Source organism: Pseudomonas moraviensis subsp. stanleyae, assembly GCF_036283065.1.
Classification (GTDB): Bacteria; Pseudomonadota; Gammaproteobacteria; order Pseudomonadales; family Pseudomonadaceae; genus Aquipseudomonas; species Aquipseudomonas stanleyae.
Genome location: NZ_JAADJI010000010.1, coordinates 76,901 through 100,901 on the forward strand (window position 1 = coordinate 76,901; position 24,001 = coordinate 100,901).

Here is a 24,001-nt window from a genome sequence, read left to right on the forward strand (position 1 = left end):
CTTAGACCAGAATCAGGTTGTCACGGTGAACCAGTTCCGGCTCCGCCATGTAACCGAGCAAACCGACAATCGCATCCGACGACTGACCGATGATTTTTTGCGCCTCCAGGGCGCTGTAATTGGCCAGTCCCCGCGCGATCTCACGACCGTCCGGCGCCACGCAGACCACCATCTCACCGCGACGGAAACTGCCTTGAACCAGTTTCACCCCCACCGGCAACAGACTCTTGTTGCCCTTGGACAACGCCGACACTGCCCCTTCATCCAGCACCAGAGTGCCACGGGTTTGCAGATGCCCGGCCAGCCACTGCTTGCGTGCCGCGAGCATGCCGCGCTCAGGCGACAGCAGCGTACCGATGCGCTCGCCCGCCTTCAGGCGATCGAGTACACGCTCAAGCCGCCCACCGACGATGATGGTGTGCGCACCGGAACGCGCCGCCAGGCGCGCCGCGCGCAACTTGGTCTGCATACCGCCGCGCCCCAGGGCACCGCCGGTACCGCCGGCGACCGCATCGAGCGTCGGATCATCGGCGCGCGCTTCATAAATCAACTGCGCATCAGGATTGTTGCGCGGATCGGCGTCGAACATGCCGTCGCGATCGGTGAGGATCACCAGCAGATCGGCCTCGACCAGATTGGCCACCAGCGCCGCCAGCGTGTCGTTGTCGCCGAAACGGATTTCGTCGGTCACCACGGTATCGTTTTCGTTGATCACCGGAATGACTTTCAACTCGACCAACGCACGCAAGGTGCTGCGGGCATTGAGGTAACGCTTGCGGTCAGACAGGTCGTCGTGGGTCAGGAGAATCTGCGCGGTGTGCCGGCCATGCTCGGCGAAGCTCGATTCCCACGCCTGCACCAGGCCCATCTGACCGATCGCAGCGGCCGCCTGCAGCTCGTGCATGGCACTGGGTCGTGCGGTCCAGCCCAAGCGACTCATGCCGGCCGCCACCGCCCCGGAGGACACCAGCACCAGCTCGACGCCCGCTTCATGCAGCGCCACCATCTGCTCGACCCAGACACTCATTGCCGCGCGATCCAGCCCTTTGCCATCAGCTGTCAGCAAAGCGCTGCCGATCTTCACGACCCAACGCTGCGCACCTGTCACCTTGCTCCGCATCATCTTCAACCTTAGCTTGAGGGCAGCGCGACCTGGCACTGCCCGTGACGTTAATCGTGGCGATTGCTGACCAACGATCGATTTCCGGATACTAAAACGCCGCTCGATTGAGCGGCGTTCAAGTTTATCGCAACGGATCAGTCACGCACGTAAATGATTTCCGGACCGTCTTCGTCATCCACATCTTCTTCGTCCCAGTCATCGTCGCCGATGTCATGGACCGACTTCACGCCACTGCGACGCAGGGCACGCTTGTCGTCCAGCGCCTGCAACTGCGCACGGGCTTCGTCTTCGATGCGCTGATCGAGATCGGCCAGTTCTTCCTTGTACGCAGGGTCTGCGGCCAGGCGATCGGCACGGTCTTCCATGTAGCGCATGATGTCGTGGCACAGACGCTCGGTACCAATCTTGGCGATGGCCGAGATCACGTACACCGGACCGGTCCATTCCAGACGATCGACGATTTCCTTGACGCGGGCATCGTGCTCTTCTTCAAGGATCTGATCGCACTTGTTCAGCACCAGCCAGCGATCACGCTCAGCCAGCGACGGGCTGAATTTGATCAGCTCGTTGACGATCACTTCAGCCGCGTCCGGAGCACTGGAATCATCCAGCGGCGCCATGTCGACGAGGTGCAGCAGCAGACGGGTACGCGCCAGGTGCTTGAGGAAGCGAATGCCCAGGCCGGCACCATCGGAAGCGCCTTCGATCAGACCCGGAATGTCAGCAATGACGAAACTCTTCCAGCGATCGACGCTGACCACACCCAGGTTCGGCACCAGCGTGGTGAACGGGTAGTCGGCGACTTTCGGCTTGGCGGCCGAGACCGAACGGATAAAGGTACTTTTACCGGCGTTCGGCAAGCCCAGCAGACCGACGTCAGCCAGCACTTTCATTTCCAGTTTCAGGTCGCGCTGCTCGCCCGGCTTGCCTGGCGTAGTCTGACGCGGTGCACGGTTGGTACTGGATTTGAAACGGGTGTTGCCCAGACCGTGCCAACCGCCCTGCACTACCATCAGTTTCTGGCCGGCCTTGGTCAGGTCGCCGATGACTTCCTGAGTGGCGGAATCGATCACGGTGGTGCCGACCGGCACGCGCAGGATCAGGTCTTCGCCCTTCTTGCCGGTGCAGTCGGTGCTACCACCGTTGGAGCCACGCTCGGCATCGAAGTGACGGGTGTAACGGTAGTCGACCAGGGTGTTGAGGTTTTCGTCGGCCATCATGTAGATGGAACCGCCGTCACCGCCATCACCACCGTTCGGGCCACCGTTTTCAATGAATTTTTCCCGGCGGAAACTCATGGCACCGTTGCCACCGTCACCAGCCTTTACGCGAATCGATACTTCATCAACAAACTTCATAACCAACGCCTCTCGCCGTACGGACGAGCCGAAAAACAATCAAGACATAAGACTCTTGCAAAAATGAGCGCAGCGACCCCAAGACACGACCTGCATCGCACGCCGACAGCCCATACAAACAGCTTTGCAAGAGACTCACCCCACAAACGAAAAAGCCCCGTCGCAAGACAGGGCTTCTCCAGCGATCTCGCGATTAAGCCGCGATTACGCTCACGTAACGACGACCGAAGGCGCCCTTTACTTCGAACTTGATCACGCCTTCGATTTTAGCGAAGAGAGTGTGATCCTTGCCCATGCCAACGCCGTAGCCAGCGTGGAATTGGGTGCCGCGCTGACGCACGATGATGTTGCCGGCCTTGATGACCTGGCCGCCATACATCTTCACGCCAAGGCGTTTGGCTTCTGAGTCGCGACCGTTACGGGTACTACCACCAGCTTTTTTGTGTGCCATGAGTTCAATTCTCCTAGTGAGGAATTAGGCTGTAATTAAGCCTGAATACCGGTGATTTTGATCTCGGTGAACCACTGGCGGTGGCCCATACGCTTCATGTGGTGCTTACGACGACGGAACTTGATGATGCGGACTTTATCGTGACGACCTTGGGAGATCACTTCAGCCTTGACGGTTGCGCCAGCAACAACTGGTGCGCCGATGTTCACGTCGTCGCCGTTGGCGACCAGCAGAACGCGATCAAAAGTCACGGATTCGCCAGTAGCGATTTCCAGTTTTTCGATCTTCAGGTATTCACCTTCAGCGACCTTGTATTGCTTACCGCCGGTAACGATTACTGCGTACATGGTATTTCTCCGATAATCCTGCTCACCCAGCTCTTTATAAGAAGAGGTATTGGCTGGCATGGCTGCATGGGGCTGGAACGGCCCAAGTGCAATTGCGTAAGGCAGGTGCTGCCCAGGAAGTTCAGGGTGCGCGATTGTACGCAAGCATTCGGTGTCACGCAAGGGGCCGTCCATCGCGCCTTGACAGGTCTGGGAAGGGGTCCTAGCATGCCGCGCAACCCTTCTGGAGCGACTCTCGCTGATGCAACCCCAAGCTTTCTACCGCGCGGTGGCGGACGATTTTAGCGCCGTCGACGGCATCATCAAGAAGCAGCTGACGTCTCGAGTGCCGCTGGTATCGAAAATCGGCGATTACATCACTTCGGCCGGCGGCAAACGCCTGCGTCCTTTATTAGTGTTGCTGTGTGGCAAGGCCCTGGGTCGCGAAGGCGACGACATGCGCCTGCTGGCCGCCACCATCGAATTCCTGCACACCGCGACCCTGCTGCATGACGACGTCGTCGACATGTCCGGCATGCGCCGTGGCCGCTCGACCGCCAACGCCATGTGGGGCAACGCCCCGAGCGTGCTGGTCGGCGATTTCCTGTATTCGCGCTCGTTCGAAATGATGGTCGAACTGGGCTCGATGCCGGTCATGAAGATTCTGTCGCAAGCCACGCGCATCATCGCTGAAGGCGAAGTGTTGCAACTGTCCAAGGTACGTGACGCCAGCACCAGCGAAGAGACCTACATGGAAGTCATCCGCGGCAAGACCGCGATGCTCTTCGAAGCTTCGACCCACAGCGCCGCCGCCCTGGCCGGCGCGACCGCCGAGCAGAGCGAAGCCCTGCGCACCTTCGGCGATCATCTGGGCGTGGCATTCCAGCTGGTTGATGACCTGCTTGACTACAAAGGCGACGCGGAAACCCTGGGCAAGAACGTCGGTGACGATCTGGCCGAAGGCAAGCCGACCCTGCCGCTGATCTACACCATGCGCGAAGGCACGGCCGAACAGGCGGCACTGGTGCGTCAGGCGATCCAGAAAGGCGGGATCGAAGACCTGGAAAGCATCCGCATCGCCGTCGAAGCGTCCGGCTCGCTGGAATACACCGCGCAACTGGCTCGCGATTTCGTGGCTCGGGCGATCAAGTGCCTCGATGCGCTGCCGGCCAGCGAATACCGCGATGCGCTGGTGGAACTGAGCGAGTTCGCGGTCGCCCGCACACACTGATATTGCTGAAACAAGATCAAAAGATCGCAGCCTTCGGCAGCTCCTACACATCAGCGTAGGAGCTGCCGAAGGCTGCGATCTTTTGCTTTTGCCTGCCTGAAAAGATAAAACCCTATACAATGTGCGCCCTTTAGCCCTCCTGATACCCAAGGAACCTTAGTGAGCACGTTGCCACCCTGCCCGAAATGCAATTCCGAATACACCTACGAAGACGGCACCCAACTGGTCTGCCCCGAGTGCGCCCACGAGTGGTCTGCCAGCGGCGAAGCCGAAGTGGCTACCGATGATGCCGTGAAGAAAGATTCGGTCGGCAACGTCCTGCAGGACGGCGACACCATCACCGTGATCAAGGATCTCAAGGTCAAGGGCACCTCGTTGGTGGTCAAGGTCGGCACCAAGGTCAAGAACATCCGCCTGTGCGACGGCGATCACGACATCGACTGCAAGATCGACGGCATCGGCCCGATGAAGCTCAAATCCGAGTTCGTCAGAAAAGTCTGAGCCTTGCGTCAGCCATCCCGCGCCAGGCGTGGGATGGAGCTTTACCCTCCGCGCTTCAGCTCAATGAATCCGCGCATGGCCATCAGCCAGTCATTTTGACCTGACACAACCTTTACCCGGAAAACTCCACGATCCGCCAATAGGCACTTGCTATTTAATGAATAAGAATTATTCTCATTGAAACCTTTCAAGGAGATGAGACCCATGACTTATTTGATCGACGCCTGGCTGGATCGCCCACACCCTTACCTCAGAATCCTCCATCGGGAAACCGGCGAGGTCTGTGCGGTGCTTGAAGAAGAAGCCTTGCATGAGCTGCAGGATCAGGGTGATCTGGACGTCAGCAGCCTCAATTCCAGCGAGCCGCTGGTACTCAAGGAGCTGGTGCGCAATCTGTTCCTGTTCTGCTATGCCCGGGCATTGCGCCCAAGCAGCGAGCTGCACAACAAGATCGAAATATGAAACGCGGTCAAGACTGTAGGAGCGAGCCTGCTCGCGAAGACGGATTTCCAGTCGACGATTGAGTTGACTGACACCCCGCCTTCCCGAGCAGGCTCGCTCCCACAGGGTTAGCCCGCCATCAAGGCAGGCCGTGGATTACAGAACGTCCAGCAACTCGACGTCGAATACCAGAACGCTGTGCGGCGGGATGCTGCCAACGCCTTGGGCGCCGTAAGCCAGTTCGCTCGGCACGTACAGACGCCATTTGCTGCCGGCATTCATCAGTTGCAGGGCTTCGGTCCAGCCAGCGATCACGCCGCCAACCGGGAATTCTGCAGGCTGGCCGCGCTCGTAGGAGCTGTCGAACACTGTGCCGTCGATCAGCGTGCCGTGGTAGTGCGTACGCACTTGGTCTTCACGGGTCGGCTTGGCGCCGTCGCCCTGGGTCAGCACTTCGAATTGCAGGCCGGAAGCCAGGGTGGTGATGCCGTCACGCTTGGCGTTTTCGGCGAGGAAAGCCAGGCCTTCGCCAGCCGCGGCTTCAGCCTTGGCAGCCGCTTCGGCCTGCATGATCTCGCGGATCACCTTGAAGCTGGCGGACATTTCTTCCTGGCCAACACGGCTTGGCTTGTCGGCGAAAGCGTCGGTCAGACCGGCCAGGATCGCGTCCAGGCTGACACCCGGTGGCGGGTTGTCGCGCAGCTGGTCGCCGAGTTGACGGCCGATACCGTAGCTGACGCGGGTTTCGTCGGTGGACAGATTTACTTCGGACATGACACTGCTCCGCTGTGCGGACGGCCACAGGACTTGCCGTGCGTGCACAGCGCGTCCCGGCGCGCCCGGAACCAAAAGGGCGAGCAGACTAGCACAGATACCCCGCGCTTGGGGCCGGGCCTACAGGGCCGAACGCCAGGCGAGCGGCACTTTCAGGCTTTCATTGATGCCACCGCCCAATCCGCACATTTCATCGTGCACCGAGGTGTGCACCAGATTGAACGGCAGCACCGGAAACGCATGCAACATGTCCCGCGCGTGCTCGACGGAACGCAGAGTCAGGGTTTTCCCCAGCGGATCGTGCAGCGGATGAGCCGCCCCGTGCATGCGCGCTTCCAGCAGATAGATCCCGCCCTCCATGGAAATCAGATTCAGTTCATCGACCTTGCCGGCGATGGCAAACGCGTTCAACTCTTGCAGGTTCATGGAAGCACCTCACAGCATGGCGGATCGCACCGTTACACGGATAGGCCGCTGCGCTTGAAAGCACAAGCCACAAACGAAACCGCCCGTCTGTTTCGCAACAGACGGGCGGTTCTTTTGCCTTGATCGGTCGATCAGTGCTTGGTGACCTTGTCCAGATAACCCATGGCAAACGCCGACACCACAAAAGTCATGTGAATGATCACGTACCACATCAAATGCTCGGGATCGACGTTCTTGGCGTCCATGAAGATGCGCAGCAAGTGGATCGAGGAAATCGCCACGATCGACGCCGCGACTTTCATTTTCAGCGACGAGGAGTCCATGGTGCCCAGCCAGCTGAGCTTCTCTTTACCTTCGTCGATGTCCAGTTGCGAGACGAAGTTCTCGTAGCCGGAAATCATCACCATCACCAGCAGACCGCCCACCAGCGCCATGTCGATCAGCGACAGCAGCACCAGAATCAGGTCCGATTCGGCCATGGCGAAGACGTTGGGCAGGATATGGATGATTTCCTGGAAGAACTTCAATGCCAGCGCCAGCAGACCGAGGGACAGGCCGATGTAGATCGGCGCCAGCAGCCAGCGGGTGGCGTACATTGCATTTTCAATAAAGCGTTCCATTGACTCTCACACAAGGGGCTGGAAATGGCGGCGAGTATAACAGCCCGCTGTGACAGCCAGAAACCGCCGGAAAATCCGCCACCTGCGTGTGTGTGACAAATTTTTTCTGCTAGTGTCCAAAGCATTGACAGCCCAATGACAGTGGACAGGATGCGTGGAAATGGATGTGCGATCAGCCTCGACGACTGCCGGATTCTGCCTCGCCTTGCTAATGGGCGGTTGCTCGCCCGGCGATGAAAAACACGTCGCCAACCTCGACGAAAAGACCGCCACCTTCGAACAGTCACTGGACACGATCAGCGATCCGAAGCTCAAGGACGCCATCACCGAACTCGGCGGTTCGCTGCTGTTGCTTGAACGGGCGCGACTCAAGCTCGACGACATCACCCCGCACACCGAATACGGCGCCGACGCCCTCGCCGTGCTCAAGCATTACCCCACCCCGCAGACGCTGGTCGATACCTTCATCAATGGCCTGTTCGTCCTGCACAAGGACGCCAGCTCGGATTACCTGACCGATCTGCAGCCGGTATACCCGTTCAACCTGAACATTCCCGGCGGCTTCCTGTTTCCCCACGGCATCGAATGGCATTCGGTGACGCTGAGCAATAAACGCGTGATCGCCTGGCGGCCGGAGTGGTCGGAAACCGATCCAGGCATTCAACTCAGTCCGTCCAGCTCCAACGTGACCAATCCCGATGATCTGACGGTGACCTACCCGTTCATCGATGGTCTCAACGTCGACAAGAAAAGCCTGCCGCAACCGGTCAGTCTGCAAGGCCAGGTCGAAGTCATCGCGCCACGTCGGCTGTACAGCTTCGAGCTGACGCAGAAAGACCTCGGCCAGACCCGCACCAACGATAACCTCAGCGTCAAACTGCTCAAGCTGGAAAAGAATTACGCCGAAGTCGAAGTCAGCAACAGCCTGCCGCTGGCTCCCGAAGTCGCCGAAACCCGGCTCAATCCGCTGATCGTCCAGGCCCGCGACGCCAGCGGCCAATACCTGGTGCGCGCCGGTTCGATCAACGAAAGCCCGGAGCAGGTCGAGTTCTATCAGAAACAACTCACGCAGTTACAGAAACAGAAGAGCTGGAGCGACACTCTGGAAAAACAGCTCAGCGACGACCAACGGGCCTTCGAGAAAGACCATCCGCGCCGCTACAACAAGGTGTACTTCCACGGCCCGATCGACACACTGGAAGTCAGCGTGCTCGACTTCTCCTCGGCAACAGTAACGCGTAAACCGCTGGATCTGCCAGTGCGCACCTTCAATCCGCACACCACGGCAAAAGCCGTGCAGCCGTTGGATCTGCCAGTCGTGGTCTATGACGATCTCGCAGCCACCTGGCTCAAAGGTGCGGACCTGAGCGAAGAACAACTGAAGGCTGGCGTGCGCATTCATCAATCGGTGGAAGAGCCGAGCGCGGCGCGTATCGAGTTTTCCCACCGTCGCACTTTCAATGACGAACTGCTTGGCGACGAACTCAATCCCGGCGTCAGCCCGGTGACCTTCTTCACGGAAAAGCGCGGCGGCAAGCTCGACGAGCCGATCGAACTGCCGCCTGAGGCGTACCAGGTCGATCCGCTGCAAGCGACGATTACTTACGATCTGAATCTGTTTCCGGAAACCCCGGCGATTGCCGTCGGTTCGATGCCGCTGTTCCTGGCCACCGTGGCCAAACAATCCTACGACGCACAGTCATTGCCCAAAGGGTTGGCGATCAAGGACAACACGCTGGTGGTCGACCTGAAAACCTTTCCGCCCAGCGAGTGGCGTTTCTTCGTCAAGGACGACAGCGGCCACTACCTCAAGCAGATTCTTTCGGTCAGCCATGACGCCAGCACCGAAGGCCCGGCGCTACTCGGCGTGCACTACTTTTATGGCCGTCCCACTCGCGTGGAAACCTATCAGCGCACTGACCTCACCACTGTGCAATACGGCTTCGAGGTCAAACTCGACAAGGCGCCGGCGGACGAGGTTGCTCATTGAAGAGCAAGATCAAAAGATCGCAGCCTTCGGCAGCTCCTACAGGCTGCGCCCACGGCCGCCGTTGATCTGCCGCAACTGAGCTTGCAGGTGCAGGCTCCAGATCTGCGGGTCGTCGGCCAGTTCGTAACCGTGCAAGGTCAGGCTTTCAACAATGGTGTCGAGAATTGACTCGGCCGCCACCGGGCCGTGAAACGGGCCCTGGGCTTTGATCGCAGAAGGTTGTTCGCCGGCCATCCCGGCCGCGAAGAGCAGCGTCCACATGCCGGTGTCGCCGGCCAGCGGCTTGACGGCGCATTCGATCCGGGTCACCAGACCCAGGCATTGACGGGTGAGACAGAGGTTGCGCGACATGGCGGCGACCCTCGGTAAAGCCGGTATTCAGCCCCCACGGGAGGACTGGCTCGATCCAGTGATACTGTCGATATCCTTGACCTGAGAATAGAAGAAAAGTGTCCGCCGCAAGCCAAATGGAACCAGAAGGCGCCGAATGGTCATTGTGTGAATATTGGCGCCAGACTCGTGACACATTCCCCGGAGATCAATGCAAAACTCATCTGAAAAAATGACTGTGGGAGCGAGCCTGCTCGCGAAGACGATGGATCAGCCAACTCATTCGTTGACTGAAACAGCGCTTTCGCGAGCAGGCTCGCTCCCACAGGGTTTATTACAAGCCTGTCAGGCCGGTTTGGCTTCGGCGAGAGCCTCTTGCGCCAGTTCCTTTTCGGCCTCCTTCAGGTCCTCTTCGCTGATCATCTCGGCGATGTCGCGCAGGCGCTCAACCACTCGAGCGTTGATGCTGCCTTCAGGGAATTCGCCATCGGCATTCGGCTCACCGGCCGGCTCGCCGGCCAGCAGGCTGAGCGCCTCATCGGCCTGCCGCACTGCGTAGACATGGAACTGCCCGGCGCGCACGGCGGCGAGGACTTTCTCATCGAGCATCAGCGTGGCGACGTTGGCCTGAGGGATGATCGCGCCCTGCTCGCCGGTCAGGCCGCGTGCCTCACAGAGGCGGAAGAAGCCTTCGATTTTCTCGTTCACCCCGCCGACCGCCTGCACTTCGCCGAACTGGTTGATCGAACCGGTGATGGCAAAACATTGCTTGAGCGGCGTTTTCGACAGCGCCGAAATCAGCGTGCAGGCCTCGCCCAGCGACGCGCTGTCGCCATCGACGTAGCCGTAAGACTGCTCGAGGGCGATGCTCGCCGAGATCGCCAGCGGGAATTCCTGCGCGTAACGGCTGCCCAGATAGCCGGTGAGGATCATCACGCCTTTGGAGTGGATCGGCTGACCGAGGTTGACCTCACGCTCGATGTCGACGATGCCGCTGCCGCCCGGATAGACCGTGGCGGAAATCCGCGCCGGCACGCCGAACGCCGAATCGCCGACCTCAAGCACAGTCAAACCGTTGCACTTGCCGACCGCAGCGCCGTCAGTGTCGATGAGGATGATCCCGGCGAGCATGTCGTCGAGAATCCGCGCCGAGACCCGTCCGGTGCGGGTGGCCTTGGCTTTCAGGGCGCGCTCGATGTGGCCGGCGTCGGTCATTTCATCGCCGGCCAGATGGCGAATGAAATCGGCCTCGCTGACCAGTTGGAACAGATCGCCGATACGCGCCGACAAGCGTCCCTGATGCTCGGCCAGCCGTGCGCTGTAGGTCGCCAGTCGTGCCACGGCGTCGGCGGTCAGCGGCGCCATGCCTTCTTCCGAAGTGCGGGTTTTCAGCAGCTGGGCGAACTGCTCGAGGCTTTCGTCGACCATCGGGATGTCTTCGTCGAAGTCGACCAGAACGCGGAACATCTCCTGGAAGTCCGGATCGAGATCCTGCAGCGTGTAATACAACTGCCGCGCACCGATGATGATGACTTTGACCTGCAACGGAATGTGCTGCGGATTGAGGGTCACAGTGGCGAAGCGACCCATCTCGCCCAGCGGCGATTCCATTTTCAGCTTGCGCGATTGCAGGGCGCGTTTGAGCGCATCCCACACGAACGGCTCGCTGAGCATTTTTTCCGCTTCGAGAATCAGAAAACCGCCGTTGGCCCGGTGCAGCGCACCTGGACGCAGCTGCCGATAAGTGGTGTAGAGCGCGCCCTGATCGGTGGTGTACTCGATGCGACCGAACAGGTTTTCGTAGGTCGGATGCGGCTCGAAAACCACCGGCGCACCGCCGCTGGCCGGATGCCCGACCACCAGGCTTGGCGCGTATTGCTCTTCCAGCAACTTGCGCGCAACGGCGTCAGTCTTGCTGTCGTCGACCAGTTGCTCGACCACGGTTTTCAGCAGGTAGACCTGCATGGCTTGCAGATAACCGCAGACCGCGGCGTTCTCTGCGTACTTCTCCGAGAGCGGCGCCAGCAACGGTTGCAAAGCCAGGGTGATGGTTTCTTCGTTGAGCGAACGCAGTTGATTGTTCGATTCGCGCTTCCACTGCGGCAGGCTGGCGAGTTCTTCGTTCAGGCGCTCTTCGAGGCCGGAAATGTCGTCGTGAAAACGCTCGCGCTCGGCTTCCGGCAACTGCGCGAATTCAGCTTCGTCCAGGGCCTTGCCGTCGAGCATCGGGGTGAAGGCGATGTTGCTGCTGTCGCGGTAGAGGGCGACGTCTTTTTCCAGAGCCAGACGCTCGATGATGTCCAGCGCCTTGTCGTAGCGCTGGTTGAAGGCGCGGTCGATGGCGCTTTTTTTCTGCTGATACGAAGGGTGTTCGAAGACTGCCGGGAAGGTCGCCAGCAGATTGTCGATCAAGCCGTTGATGTCGCCGATGAACGAGCCCGCCGTGCCCGATGGCAGCTCCAGCGCGCGCGGTTCGCGCGGCTCATCGAAGTTGTTGACGTAGACCCAGTCCGCCGGAGTCTGCAGGCGCTTGCCTTCGGCTTTCAGGTAGCGTTTGACGAACGAAAAACGGCCGGTGCCGGGCTCGCCCATGACGAAAACGTTGTAACCGGGGCGTGGCATCGCCACACCGAACTGCAAGGCTTCGACCGCGCGTTCCTGGCCGAGCACACCGCGAAAGGGCTCCAGATCATTGGTGGTAGTGAAGCTGAACTGTTCAGCGGAAAACGGACGAGTCAGCGCTTCGGGCGCAAGACGCAGGCTGGCAGCAACAGGATCAGGCATCGGGCTTCCTTAACAATCAGGCGGGGCAGGTAGCGGCATTCTGGCGCTGCCCGTGCCCCACTGGCAAGGCGCGCCACATGACAAAGCATAGACAAGCGCGCGGCGGGTCGACGCGTCCCGATAAATCAGAGGTTTATTCCAAATATTTTGCAAAAAGTCACGGAACCGCTGGAACGTGCCTAAACTCCAAACTGCGCGGCTGGAACTAATACCGGCCCACTGACACTTTCGGCGCTGTCCTCGGGCAGAGTGCGAAAGGCCAGAACCCTGTCCATTGGTATGCACATAAAGAGAACAAAGCTATGAAACGGATTCTTCTCGGTACTCTCTTCACCGCTGTATCCATCAACGCAATGGCGCAAGCCCCGGGCGGCCCGGATTGCGGTTGGGGCAACATGCTGTTCGAAGGTCAGCGTGGCACCCCGGCGCACTTCCTTGCTTCCACCACCAACGGCACTTCCGGTAACGCCACGTTCGGTATGACTTCCGGCACCAACGGTTGCTCGACCAACGCGTCGCTGACCTACGGCGGCAAATCCTGGTTCGCCATGAATGGCATGATGAACGAGCTGTCCGAAGACATGGCCAAAGGCAACGGCGAAGCGCTGACCACCTATGCCGTGGTACTGGGCGTAGCACCGGAAGACCGCGCGCATTTCGCGCAAGTGACCCACGAGCACTTCCAGCAGATCTTCAGCAAGGCTGACGTGACCGCTGAAGACGTGCATACCAACACCCTGGCGGTACTGAAATCGGACCCACGTCTGGCCAAGTACGCAACTCAGGCTTAAGCTCGACCCCGCCCGCTTCCTTCGGGAAGCGGGTTTTTATTTTTTGCCAAATGACGCGCTGCAGGAGCTGACGAGTGTAACGAGGCTGCGATCTTGCTTTTGAAGATCAAAAGATCGCAGCCTCGTTGCACTCGTCAGCTCCTACAGTTTGTTGGTATTGAATTTTTTCTTTCGACTTAAGTTGCCGACTATGCTCAAACGCCTTGCCTGGCTGGCGCTCTGTGTCTGCGCCCCGCTGTCCGCCGCGCCTCACATCGATCCTCAACGTTTGCAGCAACTGGCCAACGACCGCTTCTGGATTTCCCTCGGTCATTACGAAACCGCCAAGCTCGGCGGCTGGCGCAGCTATGTCAGCGACAAGAAATTCTTTCTCGCCCCCGATGGCAACGAACGTCCGGACCGCGAACTGGCCGCCACCGTGCAGGCGCTGTACGCCCCGGCCAGCCTCGGCGAGCAACACGCCCAATGCGTTTACCCGGCGCGTACACGCTGGCTGAAAGCGCAGCTCAATCTCGCCGACCTGCCCGCGCCGGAATGCGCCGAATACAAGAAATGGTTCAAGGACGTCTCGCCGCACAGTGCGGTGATGATTTTCCCGGCGGCCTATCTCAACAGCCCTTCGTCGATGTTCGGCCACACTCTGCTGCGCATCGATCAGGCGGATGTGCAGGCTGACAAGACCTCGCTGCTCAGTTACGCGATCAACTTCGGCGCCTACATCGAAGGCTCGGACAACAGCATTCTGTATGCCTGGAAAGGCTTGATGGGCGGCTACCCGGGGCTGTTTGCGCTGGTGCCGTATCAGGAAAAACTCTCGGAATACCGCAGCCTGGAAAACCGCGACCTGTGGGAATACCGGCTCAATCTGACCCAGGAAGAAACCGCCCGCATGGTCGAGCATGTGTGGGAGCTCAAGCAGATCCAGTTCGACTATTTCTTCTTCGACGAAAACTGCTCGTATCGCTTGCTGGAATTGCTGCAAGTGGCGCGGCCGAGCCTGCGCCTGACCGAACAATTCCCGCTGACCGCGATCCCCACCGATACCGTCAAAGCGGTGAAAGAGGCCGGGCTGGTCGAGCACATCGAATATCGCCCGTCCCGCGAACGTGAACTGCTCAGCCGCGCCGAGCCGTTGAACGATGATGAACAGCAATGGGTACTGAAAGTCAGCGCCGATCAAAAAGTCCTGCAAGAGCCAACGTTCAAAGCCCTGCCCCGCGCGCGTCAGGCGTTGATCGTCGATGCCGCCTATCGTCTGGAGCGCTACCGCGCCAACGGCCAGGAACGCGACCCGCAACGGGCGCAGCGCAGTTTCGAACTGCTGCGGGCGATCAACAAGAACCCCGCGCCGGAGCTGGAAATTCCGCAACCCGGTCTGCCCGAAGATGGCCACGAGTCCCGCACCTGGCAGGCCGGCCTCGGTACGCGCGGTGATCGCGCTTTCGGCGAATATGGCCTGCGTATGGCCTATCACGACCTCAACGACAACGCCGAAAGCTTTCCCCTCGGCGCGCAGATCGAAATCCTGCAACTGAAGCTGCGCCAGTACGAAGGCAATGACTGGCAATTGCAGCAACTGGATCTGGCGACCATTCGCTCGCTGACACCGCGCAACGAGCTGCTGCAACCGCTGTCATGGCAAGTCACCGGTGGCCTCGAGCGTGTGCCCGGCAAGCATGATGACGAAACACTGGTCAGCCACGTCAACGGTGGCGGCGGCGGTACGTGGCAGTTGGGCGAAGACGTGCTCGGCTTTGCCCTTGGCACGGTGCGCGTGGAACACAACAACGACTTCGCCGAGTTTGTTTCCCCGGCCGGTGGCTTCAATACCGGCGTGCTGTGGAAAAACCCGCTGGGCAACCTGAGCCTGGAGGCCAAGGGCGATTATTTCTTCAACGGCGAAGTGCGCCGCAGCCTGAGCCTGAATCAGCAGTGGGAGCTGTCGCGCAACCTCGGTTTGCGCTTGAGCGCTCAGCGCGAGTTCAGCCACCTCGCCACACCCGAAACCGAAGTCATGCTCGAAGTGAAGTGGTATCACTACTGATCCTGAGCCCAGGAAAATCCCCCTGTGGGAGCGAGCCTGCTCGCGAAAGCGGTGGACCAGACGCGATCAAGGCGTCTGACACACCGTCTTCGCGAGCAGGCTCGCTCCCACATTGGCTTGTGGTGGCTGATGGATTTTTCACCCACCTTCGACAACCGCGTCACGAATCCCCTTCTAGACTTTCCCTATCAGCCAAAAACCGGCGCGGGAGAGTGCGATGTGGCGGTGCGTGGGATTGTTGGGGGTTGTCCTGGCGCTGGGCGGTTGCCAGACCACTCATGAAGACTTGATCGCCAAGGGTTATCCACCGGCCTTCGCCGACGGTTTCGATGATGGTTGCGTCAGCGGCCGGCAAGCTGCCGGGTCGATCAGCGGCGAGTTTCGCAAGAACGTGCCGCGCTATCTCAAGGATCAGCAATACGCCGAAGGCTGGGTCGACGGCTTTCGCCAATGTCAGGCGATGCTGGAAAACAAGGATCGCGAGCAATATCGCAACGAGCATTGGGACGAACGCGAACGGGCCTGGCAGCAGCAGAAGGACCAGGACGTCGGGCGGGCTTATCGCTCGCAATAGGTCGCTTGCAGACATCCGTTGAAACCAAATGCCGGCAACCATGGCCCAAATCCTTTAACAGGAGGACTTCATGAGTCGCGCATTCGTCAACGAAGACAACGCCGCCGCGCAGGCCGATCAACCGGTTGAACGTCAGGTCAGCACGCAGCCCAACTACGTCACGCCACAAGGCCTGGCGCAGTTGCAGGCGAAGGTCGCCGAGCTGCAAAGCCTGCACGCCGAGCAAACGGCCAAGGGCGAGCAGGCCGACAAGCAACGCCTGGCGGATCTGCAACGGGATCTGCGTTACTTCACTCAACGCCTGAGCAGCGCCCAAGTCGCTGTCGCCGCGACGTCCACCGACAAAGTGCAGATCGGCAGCCGGGTGACCTACGCCGATGAACACGGCACAGAACACCGCGTGCAATTGGTCGGTGAGGATCAGGCCGACGCCAGTCAGGGCCTGATCAACTGGGCCTCGCCGCTGGGCCGGGCCTTGCTCGGCGCCCGGCTCAACGATGAAGTGCTGTGGCAGCGGCCGGCCGGCGATCAACTGATCGAAGTGATCCGCATCGAACCGGCTTAAACCACGCCTTGCGCCAGCATCGCATCGGCGACTTTGACGAAACCGGCGATGTTCGCACCCTTGACGTAATTGACCTGACCGTTGTCTTCGCCGTAATGCACGCAAGCGTGGTGGATCGATTGCATGATCGCGTGCAGCTTGCTGTCCACCTCTCCCGCTGTCCACAGCAGGCGCATGGCGTTCTGCGACATCTCCAGACCGCTCACGGCCACGCCGCCGGCGTTGGACGCCTTGCCCGGTGCAAAGAGAACGCCCGCCTCGATAAAGATATCCACAGCCTCCAGCGTAGTCGGCATGTTCGCGCCTTCGGCCACACAGACGCAGCCATTGCGCAGCAGCGTGCGTGCGGCTTCGGCGTCGAGTTCGTTCTGTGTTGCGCAGGGCAATGCGATATCGCACGCCAACGACCACGGATGTTGCCCGGCGCGGAATTCCAGACCATGGGCGCTCGCCAGTTCGCTGATGCGCCCGCGTTTGACGTTTTTCAGTTCCAGCAGCGCCAGCCACTGCTCTTCGCTCAAGCCTGCTTCGCAGTACAACGTGCCTTCGGAGTCGGACAGGGAAATCACCTTGCCGCCAAGATCCATGACCTTGCGCGCCGCGTACTGCGCGACGTTACCGGAACCGGAAATCGCCACGCGCTTGCCTTCCACGGTCTGCCCGCGGCGCTTGAGCATTTCTTCGGCGAAGTACACGCAGCCGAACCCGGTGGCTTCCGGGCGAATCAGGCTGCCGCCATAGGTCATGCCTTTACCGGTGAGCACGCTGGTGAACTGGTTGCTCAGGCGCTTGTACTGGCCAAAGAGAAAGCCGATCTCCCGCGCACCGACGCCGATATCACCGGCCGGCACGTCAACGTCGGCGCCGATGTGGCGGTACAGCTCACTCATGAATGCCTGGCAGAAACGCATGACTTCCGCGTCGCTCTTGCCCTTCGGATCGAAGTCCGAGCCGCCCTTGCCGCCGCCCATGGGCAGGGAGGTCAGCGAGTTCTTGAAGGTCTGTTCGAAGGCGAGGAATTTCAGCACGCCGAGATTCACTGACGGATGAAAACGCAAGCCGCCCTTGTACGGGCCGATGGCGCTGTTCATCTGGATGCGGAAACCGCGATTGACCTGGACCTTGCCCTGATCATCGACCCACGACACCCGGAACACCACCGCGCGCTCCGGCTCGCAGATGCGCTCAAGGATTCCCGAGGACAGGTAATGCGGATTGGCTTCGAGAAACGGCCACAGGCTACGCAGGACCTCTTCGACAGCCTGGTGGAATTCGGGCTGGTCCGGATCGCGTTTTTTCAGGCGCGCAAGGAAGGATTCGACGGATTCGATCATGGCAAAAGTCTCGGCAAATTTATTGTCGTTGGAGGAGATTGGGCCGGACTGTAACAAACGAGTTGCGCACAGGAACAGAGCAAAATGTCGCAGTTATGAAATTAAATGGTGCACAGGATATAAATACCAAGCGTTTTTGGTCCGTTTTTGCACCTGAGTGGGGAGTACAGATCCAAGAGTTGCACCAACAGTTACATCGTCTTCGCGAGCAGGCTCGCTCCACAGGGAAACATGTCTCAAATGTGGGAGCGAGCCTGCTCGCGAATCGCCGCGCCTCGGCTCATCTGGAAAAACCCGGGCAAAAAAAACGGAGCCCGAAGGCTCCGCTCTTTGTGCAACCAACCCGATATCAGGCCAGTTTCTTGTGCCGTACCCGGTGTGGCTGGGCCGCTGCTTCGCCGAGGCGTTTCTTGCGGTCGGCTTCGTACTCGGTGTAGTTGCCTTCGAAGAACACCGCTTGCGAGTCGTCTTCGTACGCCAGGATGTGCGTGGCGACACGGTCAAGGAACCACCGATCGTGGGAGATCACAATCGCCGCGCCAGGGAAGTCCAGCAGGGCTTCTTCCAGCGAACGCAGGGTTTCCACGTCGAGGTCGTTGGACGGTTCGTCGAGCAGCAGGACGTTGCCGCCCTCCTTCAGGGTCAGCGCCAGGTGCAGACGACCGCGCTCACCACCGGACAGGTCCTTGACGAACTTCTGCTGGTCGCCACCCTTGAAGTTGAAGCGGCCGACGTAGGTACGCGACGGGATCTCGTAGTTGCCGATGCGGATCTGGTCGGAGCCGTCGGAAATCTGCTGGAACACGGTCTTGCTGCCGTCGAGGTCTTCGCGGCTCTGATCGACGCAGGCCAGTTGCACGGTTTCGCCGATTTCGATAGTGCCGGAATCCGGAGTTTCCTTGCCCATGAGCATGCGGAACAGCGTCGACTTACCGGCACCGTTACCGCCGATCACGCCGACGATGGCGCCCTTCGGCATCGAGAACGACAGGTTGTCGATCAGCACGCGATCGCCGTAGCCCTTGGTGACGTTCTTGAATTCGATGACCTTGTCGCCCAGGCGTGGACCGGCCGGGATGTAGATCTCGTTGGTTTCGCTGCGCTTCTGGAATTCCTGCGACTGCATTTCTTCGAAGCGTTGCAGACGAGCCTTGGATTTCGACTGGCGGGCCTTGGCGCCTTTGCGCACCCACTCCAGTTCTTCTTTCATGGCTTTTTCGTGGGCCGACTGCTGCTTGGATTCGGCAGCCAGACGATCGGATTTGGCTTCGAGCCAGCCCGAATAGTTGCCCTCGTAAGGAATGCCCGCGCCGCGGTCGAGTTCCAGAATCCAGCCGGCAACGTTGTCGAGGAAGTAACGGTCGTGCGTGATCGCGACCACGGTGCCCGGGAAGTCGTGGAGGAAATGCTCCAGCCACGCCACCGAATCGGCGTCCAGGTGGTTGGTCGGTTCGTCGAGCAGCAGCATGTCCGGGGCGGACAGCAGCAGACGGCACAGGGCGACACGACGCTTTTCACCACCGGACAGGTGTTCGACCTTGGCGTCCCAGGCCGGCAGACGCAGCGCATCGGCGGCGACTTCCAGTTGGCGCTCGAGGTTGTGGCCGTCGCTGGCCTGCAGGATCGCTTCGAGCTTGGCCTGTTCAGCAGCCAGTTTGTCGAAGTCAGCATCCGGGTCAGCGTAGGCGGCGTAGACCTCGTCCAGGCGCGCTTGCGCATCCTTGATCACGCTGACTGCTTCCTCGACCACTTCACGCACAGTCTTGGCGGGATCGAGCTGCGGCTCTTGCGGCAGGTAACCGATGTTCAGGTCCGGCATCGGCCGGGCTTCGCCTTCGAACTCGGTGTCGACGCCGGCCATGATTTTCAGCAGCGTGGATTTACCCGAACCGTTGAGGCCGAGCACGCCGATCTTGGCGCCGGGGAAGAAGGACAGCGAAATGTTCTTGAGGATTTCCCGCTTCGGCGGAACAACTTTGCCCAGCCGATGCATGGTGAAGACGTATTGAGCCATGGAGAACCTTGGGTCAGTGACAGATGAATGATTGGAGCGCAGGCGATGCCTGGCCAGACTGTGCGCGTCGTTCACTAGATCACGATCAATGCGTGCGCGCTGGAAAAGTCTGATTGTAGGGGCTGGAACGCCCCCGTCTAACCGGCAAAGCTACCTGAATGACCGATGGCAGTCCAGCCGCGAGGGGCTGGCACTTCGCCACAAGTCAAGGCATGCTAGCCGCCCTTCGGGCGTCCGGCTTATAGTGCACGTCGCGCCAGTCCAGCCAAATCGCAGGATCACAGCTTGACCAATGTCACTCCGCCAGCCTCTGTGAGCAGCACCCCACCGGCGCCCGGCTCGCCCCTGCGCGGGACATTGAAGGGGGCGCTCGCCACCCTCGTGTTGTTATTGCTCGCGCTGCTGTTCTGGCAACTGCTCGATCAATTGCGTGAAACCCAGAAGAACCAGCGCCAGTACACCATCGATTACACCGCCGACCTCGCCGCCCAGGTCAGCCTGAACATGGCGCTGAACGCGCAGATCGCGCTCAATCTGCTACCGATCGTCGAACAACCGCAAACGGCCGACGAACAGCAGATGCTTCTGCGCAAGTTGCAGCGCTCGCTGCCCGATCTGCGCAGCATGGCCCTGCTCTCGCCCTCCGGCCGGATCATCAGCGATAGCGCCAGCGACAGCTCCGACGCCGATTACCTGACCGAACTGGTGCGCCGCAGCCGCGCCCAGGCGCATTACTTCAGCAATGCCGATGACGGCTCGGTGGTGCACCTGCTGTTACATCAGGCCAGCGGCAGCAGTCGCGGTTACTGGGCGTTGCGCCTGACGCCGACCTTCTTCGACTCACTGACCAAACAGGACGCCACCGCCCTGCGTCCATTATGGCTGGTGGAAAACCGCCTCAATCACCAGATCATCAGCCGCGACGCCGCGCTGACATCGGCGAAGGCCGGCGTGCTGACCCCGGACGATGTCGCCAACACCGTGCTGACCGTGCCGCTGAGCAGCAGCGACTGGCAACTGCGCGGGCTGTTCGACCGCCAGCGCGTACTGGAAGAATTATTGCCGGCGTTCATCGGCAAATGCCTGCTCGGCCTGGCCTTCTCGATGTTGCCGGTGATCGCGCTGCTGAACATGCGCCGCCGCCAGCGCCAGGTGCATGAAGGCCGGCGCCGCTATCAGGATATTTTCGAAGGCACCGGCGTCGCCTTGTGTGTGCTTGACCTGTCCGGTCTCAAGCAGATGTTCGACAAGGCGCAGATCCAGACCAGCGACCAGCTAAAAGCCTGGCTCGACCAACCACATCAGCGCCAGCAACTTCTCCAGGAAATGCGCGTCACCGAGGTCAATCAGGTTGCCCTGCAACTGCTCGATGTGCACTCCTGCGACGATGCCTGGCAATTGCTGATCGACGGCCAGCGCCATCCGCAATGCGCGATCGGCCAGCAGATCCTCGACGCCGTCCTCCAGCAGCAGAAGCAGCTGGAACTGGAAATCAAACTGCCCAACAGCAACGGTCGCGACCAGCATCTGTGGATGGTCCTGCGCCTGCCGAGCGAGCAGGACGACTATAAAGCGGTGATCCTCAGCATCAACGACATCACCAGTCGCAAGCTGATCGAGTTGTCGCTGCTGGAGCGCGAAGGCTTCTGGTCGGACGTGGTGCGCACCGTGCCGGATCATCTGTATGTGCAGGACGTGATCAGCCAGCGGATGATTTTCAGCAACCACCACCTCGGCCAGACCCTCGGTTACAACCGCAGCGAACTGCATCAGATGGGCGAATACTTCTGGGAAATCCTCCTGCACCCGGAAGATGCCGACTACTACCATCGCTCGCGGCAGTTGCAGCGCCACGCCGGTTACAGCCAGCTGTTGCAGTGCCAGTTGCGCTTCCGCCATCGCGACGGCAAGTGGCGGCGCTTCGACATTCGCGAACAGGCACTGGCGCGGGACAAGCACGATCAGGTCACGCGGATCATCGGCGTGGCCAAGGACATCACCGAACAGATCGAGGCCAGCGAATCGCTGCGTGACAGCGAGCAACGCTATCGCATGCTCGCCGAAAGCATCAGCGACGTGATTTTCTCCACCGACAGCAAGCTCTCGCTGAACTACGTCAGCCCGTCGGTGCAGGCCGTGCTCGGTTACAACGCCGAATGGATTTTTCAAAACGGCTGGCAATCGACCATCGCCAATCCCGGGCAACTGAACGGTATCTATGCGCTGATGGACCGCGTCAGCAAAGCGCTGGACAAGCCCGAGCAACTGGCGATGCTGCGCAATCAGGTGCAAACCCAGCTGTTCCTGTTCGATTGCCTGCGCGCCGATGGCCGCAAGATTCCGATCGAACTGCGCCTGGTGCTGGTCTGGGACGAACATGGCGCATTCGAAGGTGTGCTCGGCGTCGGCCGCGATATCAGCCAACAGCGCCGCGCGGAAAAAGACCTGCGCATGGCCGCCACGGTATTCGAGCATTCGACTTCGGCGATCCTGATCACCGACCCGGCCGGCTACATCGTCCAGGCCAACGAAGCGTTCAGTCGGGTCAGCGGTTACACCGTCAGCGAGGTGCTCGACCAGTTGCCGAACATGCTCACCGTCGACGAGCAGCAGGACGCGCATTTGCGCTACGTGCTCAAACAGTTGCACGAGCACAGCACTTGGGAAGGCGAAGTGTGGATGAAGCGCCGCAACGGCGAGCACTACCCGGCGTGGGTCGGCATTACCGCGGTGCTCGACGACGAGGGCGATCTGGCCAGTTACGTGTGTTTCTTCAGCGACATCAGCGAGCGCAAGGCCAGCGAGCAGCGCATCCACCGCCTCGCCTACTACGACGCCCTCACCCACCTGCCGAACCGCACGCTGTTCCAGGATCGCCTGCACACCGCGCTGCAAGCGGCCGAACGGCAGAAGTCGTGGGTGGTGCTGATGTTCCTCGACCTCGACCGTTTCAAACCGATCAACGATTCCCTCGGCCACGCCGCCGGCGACCGCATGCTCAAGGACATGGCCACGCGTCTGCTGGCCTGCGTCGATGATGACGACACCGTGGCGCGCATGGGCGGCGACGAATTCACCTTGCTGTTGCAGCATCGTTCCAGCCGCGAACTGGCGCTGAACCGGGCGATCCATGTCGCCGAGCAGATTCTCGCCAGTCTGGTGCGACCGTTCGTGCTCGAGGGCCGCGAGTTCTTCGTTACTGCCAGTATCGGCATCGCGTTGAGCCCGCAGGACGGCAACGAACTCAGCCAATTGATGAAGAACGCCGACACGGCGATGTACCACGCCAAGGAACGCGGCAAGAACAATTTCCAGTTCTACCAGGCCGACATGAACGCCAGTGCGCTGGAACGTCTGGAGCTGGAAAGCGACCTGCGCCATGCGCTGGAGCAGAACGAATTCGTCTTGTATTACCAGCCACAGTTCAGCGGCGACGGCAAACGTTTGACCGGCGCCGAAGCGCTGCTGCGCTGGCGCCATCCACGGCGTGGGCTGGTGCCGCCGGGGGATTTCATTCCGGTGCTGGAAGAGCTAGGGCTGGTGGTGGATGTCGGTGACTGGGTCATCAGCGAGGCCTGTCGGCAGCTGAAAACCTGGCACCAGCAGCGAGTGCGGGTACCGAAGGTCTCGGTGAACATTTCCGCGCGGCAGTTCTCCGATGGCCAGCTGGGCACACGGATCGCCACGATCCTGCGCGAAACCGGCCTGCCGCCGGCGTGCCTGGAGCTGGAACTGACCGAAAGCATCCTGATGCGCGAAGTCAGCGAGGCGATGCAGATTCTTGCCGGGCTGAAAAACCTCGGCCTGAGCATCGCGGTCGATGACTTCGGCACCGGTTATTCATCGCTGAACTACCTCAAGCAATTCCCGATCGACGTGCTGAAGATCGACCGCACTTTCGTCGATGGCCTGCCGTCCGGCGAGCAGGACGCGCAGATCGCCCGGGCGATCATCGCCATGGCCCACAGCCTCAACCTCGCGGTGATCGCCGAGGGTGTGGAGACTCATGAGCAATTGGACTTCCTGCGCGAGCATGGCTGCGATGAGGTGCAGGGTTATCTGTTTGGGCGGCCAATGCCGGCGGGACGGTTTGAGGCGCAGTTCAGTAATGATGCGCTCTTCATGTTCGATTGATGGAGCTAACAGCTCCGATCAATCGAACATGAAGAAAGCTGCAAGCTTCAAGTAGCAAGCTACAAGCAAGAGCGAATCGGTTTTTGCTTGCCGCTTGTGGCTTGCAGCTTGAAGCCCGCTTATCCACAACCTGACTGTGTTTCATAGCCCTTCTAAAAGCGGTTGAGTTAGAATGCCCCCCTTTTCTGCC

General features: G+C 60.2%; 20 protein-coding genes. 9 read left to right on the forward strand and 11 right to left on the reverse strand.

Annotated elements, in window-relative coordinates:
- Position 1: 1 nt before the first annotated feature.
- The 4 genes from proB to rplU all read right to left on the reverse strand — a co-directional run bounded on the left by proB (position 2) and on the right by rplU (position 3,279).
- Complete coding sequence (gene proB, locus GXB78_RS18895) at positions 2–1,120, reverse strand: glutamate 5-kinase (protein ID WP_039761700.1); 1,119 nt, start codon at positions 1,118–1,120, stop codon at positions 2–4.
- A gap of 137 nt (positions 1,121–1,257) precedes the next feature.
- Entirely contained in the window at positions 1,258–2,481 is a 1,224-nt protein-coding gene (cgtA, locus tag GXB78_RS18900) for an Obg family GTPase CgtA (RefSeq protein ID WP_016773122.1), read from the reverse strand.
- A gap of 193 nt (positions 2,482–2,674) precedes the next feature.
- Complete coding sequence (rpmA, locus tag GXB78_RS18905; RefSeq protein WP_016773121.1) at positions 2,675–2,932, reverse strand: 50S ribosomal protein L27; 258 nt, start codon at positions 2,930–2,932, stop codon at positions 2,675–2,677.
- Between the two features lie 35 nt (positions 2,933–2,967).
- The gene (gene rplU, locus GXB78_RS18910; protein WP_007924746.1) at positions 2,968–3,279 is read right to left on the reverse strand and encodes a 50S ribosomal protein L21; all 312 of its coding nucleotides are present in this window, start codon (positions 3,277–3,279) and stop codon (positions 2,968–2,970) included.
- Between the two features lie 241 nt (positions 3,280–3,520).
- On the opposite strand from rplU, the gene GXB78_RS18915 reads away from it, so the two are divergent.
- The 3 genes from GXB78_RS18915 (at position 3,521) to GXB78_RS18925 (ending at position 5,452) form a co-directional block, all read left to right on the forward strand.
- On the forward strand, positions 3,521–4,489 hold the full coding sequence (locus GXB78_RS18915) for a polyprenyl synthetase family protein (RefSeq protein WP_329516558.1): 969 nt from the start codon (positions 3,521–3,523) through the stop codon (positions 4,487–4,489).
- A 159-nt stretch (positions 4,490–4,648) separates the two neighbouring features.
- Entirely contained in the window at positions 4,649–4,990 is a 342-nt protein-coding gene (locus GXB78_RS18920; protein WP_095181850.1) for a zinc ribbon domain-containing protein YjdM, read from the forward strand.
- A 204-nt stretch (positions 4,991–5,194) separates the two neighbouring features.
- Positions 5,195–5,452, forward strand: coding sequence for a PA4570 family protein (locus GXB78_RS18925; RefSeq protein ID WP_093098189.1), 258 nt, complete (start codon positions 5,195–5,197; stop codon positions 5,450–5,452).
- A gap of 135 nt (positions 5,453–5,587) precedes the next feature.
- Here GXB78_RS18925 and GXB78_RS18930 read toward each other — a convergent pair whose 3' ends face one another.
- The 3 genes from GXB78_RS18930 to GXB78_RS18940 form a co-directional block, all read right to left on the reverse strand.
- Complete coding sequence (locus GXB78_RS18930; RefSeq protein ID WP_150742255.1) at positions 5,588–6,205, reverse strand: FKBP-type peptidyl-prolyl cis-trans isomerase; 618 nt, start codon at positions 6,203–6,205, stop codon at positions 5,588–5,590.
- A 120-nt stretch (positions 6,206–6,325) separates the two neighbouring features.
- Positions 6,326–6,631: a DUF6482 family protein gene (locus GXB78_RS18935; RefSeq protein WP_090286453.1), complete on the reverse strand. Its 306-nt coding sequence runs from the start codon at positions 6,629–6,631 to the stop codon at positions 6,326–6,328.
- A gap of 131 nt (positions 6,632–6,762) precedes the next feature.
- Positions 6,763–7,251: a TIGR00645 family protein gene (locus GXB78_RS18940; protein ID WP_016773116.1), complete on the reverse strand. Its 489-nt coding sequence runs from the start codon at positions 7,249–7,251 to the stop codon at positions 6,763–6,765.
- 160 nt (positions 7,252–7,411) lie between these two features.
- Here GXB78_RS18940 and GXB78_RS18945 point away from each other — a divergent pair, with 160 nt between their 5' ends.
- The gene (locus tag GXB78_RS18945) at positions 7,412–9,241 is read left to right on the forward strand and encodes a hypothetical protein (protein ID WP_329516559.1); all 1,830 of its coding nucleotides are present in this window, start codon (positions 7,412–7,414) and stop codon (positions 9,239–9,241) included.
- A gap of 36 nt (positions 9,242–9,277) precedes the next feature.
- Here GXB78_RS18945 and GXB78_RS18950 read toward each other — a convergent pair whose 3' ends face one another.
- Both GXB78_RS18950 and GXB78_RS18955 read right to left on the reverse strand, forming a co-directional pair.
- Positions 9,278–9,592, reverse strand: a complete 315-nt coding sequence (locus GXB78_RS18950) for a PA4575 family protein (RefSeq protein ID WP_329516560.1) — start codon at positions 9,590–9,592, stop codon at positions 9,278–9,280.
- A 324-nt stretch (positions 9,593–9,916) separates the two neighbouring features.
- Complete coding sequence (locus GXB78_RS18955; RefSeq protein ID WP_329516561.1) at positions 9,917–12,355, reverse strand: Lon protease family protein; 2,439 nt, start codon at positions 12,353–12,355, stop codon at positions 9,917–9,919.
- A 302-nt stretch (positions 12,356–12,657) separates the two neighbouring features.
- Here GXB78_RS18955 and GXB78_RS18960 point away from each other — a divergent pair, with 302 nt between their 5' ends.
- The 4 genes from GXB78_RS18960 (at position 12,658) to GXB78_RS18975 (ending at position 16,329) form a co-directional block, all read left to right on the forward strand.
- On the forward strand, positions 12,658–13,146 hold the full coding sequence (locus GXB78_RS18960) for a DUF3015 domain-containing protein (RefSeq protein ID WP_016773112.1): 489 nt from the start codon (positions 12,658–12,660) through the stop codon (positions 13,144–13,146).
- A 190-nt stretch (positions 13,147–13,336) separates the two neighbouring features.
- Positions 13,337–15,190 carry an Lnb N-terminal periplasmic domain-containing protein gene (locus tag GXB78_RS18965; RefSeq protein ID WP_329516562.1) on the forward strand — a complete coding sequence of 618 codons (1,854 nt, stop codon included), beginning with the start codon at positions 13,337–13,339 and terminating at the stop codon, positions 15,188–15,190.
- 217 nt (positions 15,191–15,407) lie between these two features.
- Positions 15,408–15,764, forward strand: a complete 357-nt coding sequence (locus GXB78_RS18970; protein ID WP_064364103.1) for a hypothetical protein — start codon at positions 15,408–15,410, stop codon at positions 15,762–15,764.
- A gap of 70 nt (positions 15,765–15,834) precedes the next feature.
- Entirely contained in the window at positions 15,835–16,329 is a 495-nt protein-coding gene (locus GXB78_RS18975) for a GreA/GreB family elongation factor (RefSeq protein ID WP_329516563.1), read from the forward strand.
- Here GXB78_RS18975 and gdhA read toward each other — a convergent pair.
- Entirely contained in the window at positions 16,326–17,663 is a 1,338-nt protein-coding gene (gdhA, locus tag GXB78_RS18980) for an NADP-specific glutamate dehydrogenase (protein WP_329516564.1), read from the reverse strand. The two genes, GXB78_RS18975 and gdhA, sit on opposite strands and share 4 nt — an antisense overlap.
- Positions 17,664–18,012: 349 nt before the next feature.
- Positions 18,013–19,677 carry an energy-dependent translational throttle protein EttA gene (gene ettA, locus GXB78_RS18985; protein ID WP_329516565.1) on the reverse strand — a complete coding sequence of 555 codons (1,665 nt, stop codon included), beginning with the start codon at positions 19,675–19,677 and terminating at the stop codon, positions 18,013–18,015.
- 285 nt (positions 19,678–19,962) lie between these two features.
- Here ettA and morA point away from each other — a divergent pair, with 285 nt between their 5' ends.
- Positions 19,963–23,811: a cyclic di-GMP receptor MorA gene (gene morA, locus GXB78_RS18990; protein WP_329516566.1), complete on the forward strand. Its 3,849-nt coding sequence runs from the start codon at positions 19,963–19,965 to the stop codon at positions 23,809–23,811.
- The last annotated feature ends 190 nt before the right edge of the window (positions 23,812–24,001 follow it).

Excerpts from the sequence above, each read along its gene's own strand:
- proB (WP_039761700.1), bottom strand. The coding sequence starts at position 1,120 with ATGCGGAGCAAGGTGACAGGTGCGCAGCGTTGGGTCGTGAAGATCGGC.
- cgtA (WP_016773122.1), bottom strand. The coding sequence starts at position 2,481 with ATGAAGTTTGTTGATGAAGTATCGATTCGCGTAAAGGCTGGTGACGGT.
- rpmA (WP_016773121.1), bottom strand. The coding sequence starts at position 2,932 with ATGGCACACAAAAAAGCTGGTGGTAGTACCCGTAACGGTCGCGACTCA.
- rplU (WP_007924746.1), bottom strand. The coding sequence starts at position 3,279 with ATGTACGCAGTAATCGTTACCGGCGGTAAGCAATACAAGGTCGCTGAA.
- GXB78_RS18915 (WP_329516558.1), top strand. The coding sequence starts at position 3,521 with ATGCAACCCCAAGCTTTCTACCGCGCGGTGGCGGACGATTTTAGCGCC.
- GXB78_RS18925 (WP_093098189.1), top strand. The coding sequence starts at position 5,195 with ATGACTTATTTGATCGACGCCTGGCTGGATCGCCCACACCCTTACCTC.
- GXB78_RS18930 (WP_150742255.1), bottom strand. The coding sequence starts at position 6,205 with ATGTCCGAAGTAAATCTGTCCACCGACGAAACCCGCGTCAGCTACGGT.
- GXB78_RS18935 (WP_090286453.1), bottom strand. The coding sequence starts at position 6,631 with ATGAACCTGCAAGAGTTGAACGCGTTTGCCATCGCCGGCAAGGTCGAT.
- GXB78_RS18940 (WP_016773116.1), bottom strand. The coding sequence starts at position 7,251 with ATGGAACGCTTTATTGAAAATGCAATGTACGCCACCCGCTGGCTGCTG.
- GXB78_RS18945 (WP_329516559.1), top strand. The coding sequence starts at position 7,412 with ATGGATGTGCGATCAGCCTCGACGACTGCCGGATTCTGCCTCGCCTTG.
- GXB78_RS18950 (WP_329516560.1), bottom strand. The coding sequence starts at position 9,592 with ATGTCGCGCAACCTCTGTCTCACCCGTCAATGCCTGGGTCTGGTGACC.
- GXB78_RS18955 (WP_329516561.1), bottom strand. The coding sequence starts at position 12,355 with ATGCCTGATCCTGTTGCTGCCAGCCTGCGTCTTGCGCCCGAAGCGCTG.
- GXB78_RS18960 (WP_016773112.1), top strand. The coding sequence starts at position 12,658 with ATGAAACGGATTCTTCTCGGTACTCTCTTCACCGCTGTATCCATCAAC.
- GXB78_RS18965 (WP_329516562.1), top strand. The coding sequence starts at position 13,337 with ATGCTCAAACGCCTTGCCTGGCTGGCGCTCTGTGTCTGCGCCCCGCTG.
- GXB78_RS18970 (WP_064364103.1), top strand. The coding sequence starts at position 15,408 with ATGTGGCGGTGCGTGGGATTGTTGGGGGTTGTCCTGGCGCTGGGCGGT.
- GXB78_RS18975 (WP_329516563.1), top strand. The coding sequence starts at position 15,835 with ATGAGTCGCGCATTCGTCAACGAAGACAACGCCGCCGCGCAGGCCGAT.
- gdhA (WP_329516564.1), bottom strand. The coding sequence starts at position 17,663 with ATGATCGAATCCGTCGAATCCTTCCTTGCGCGCCTGAAAAAACGCGAT.
- ettA (WP_329516565.1), bottom strand. The coding sequence starts at position 19,677 with ATGGCTCAATACGTCTTCACCATGCATCGGCTGGGCAAAGTTGTTCCG.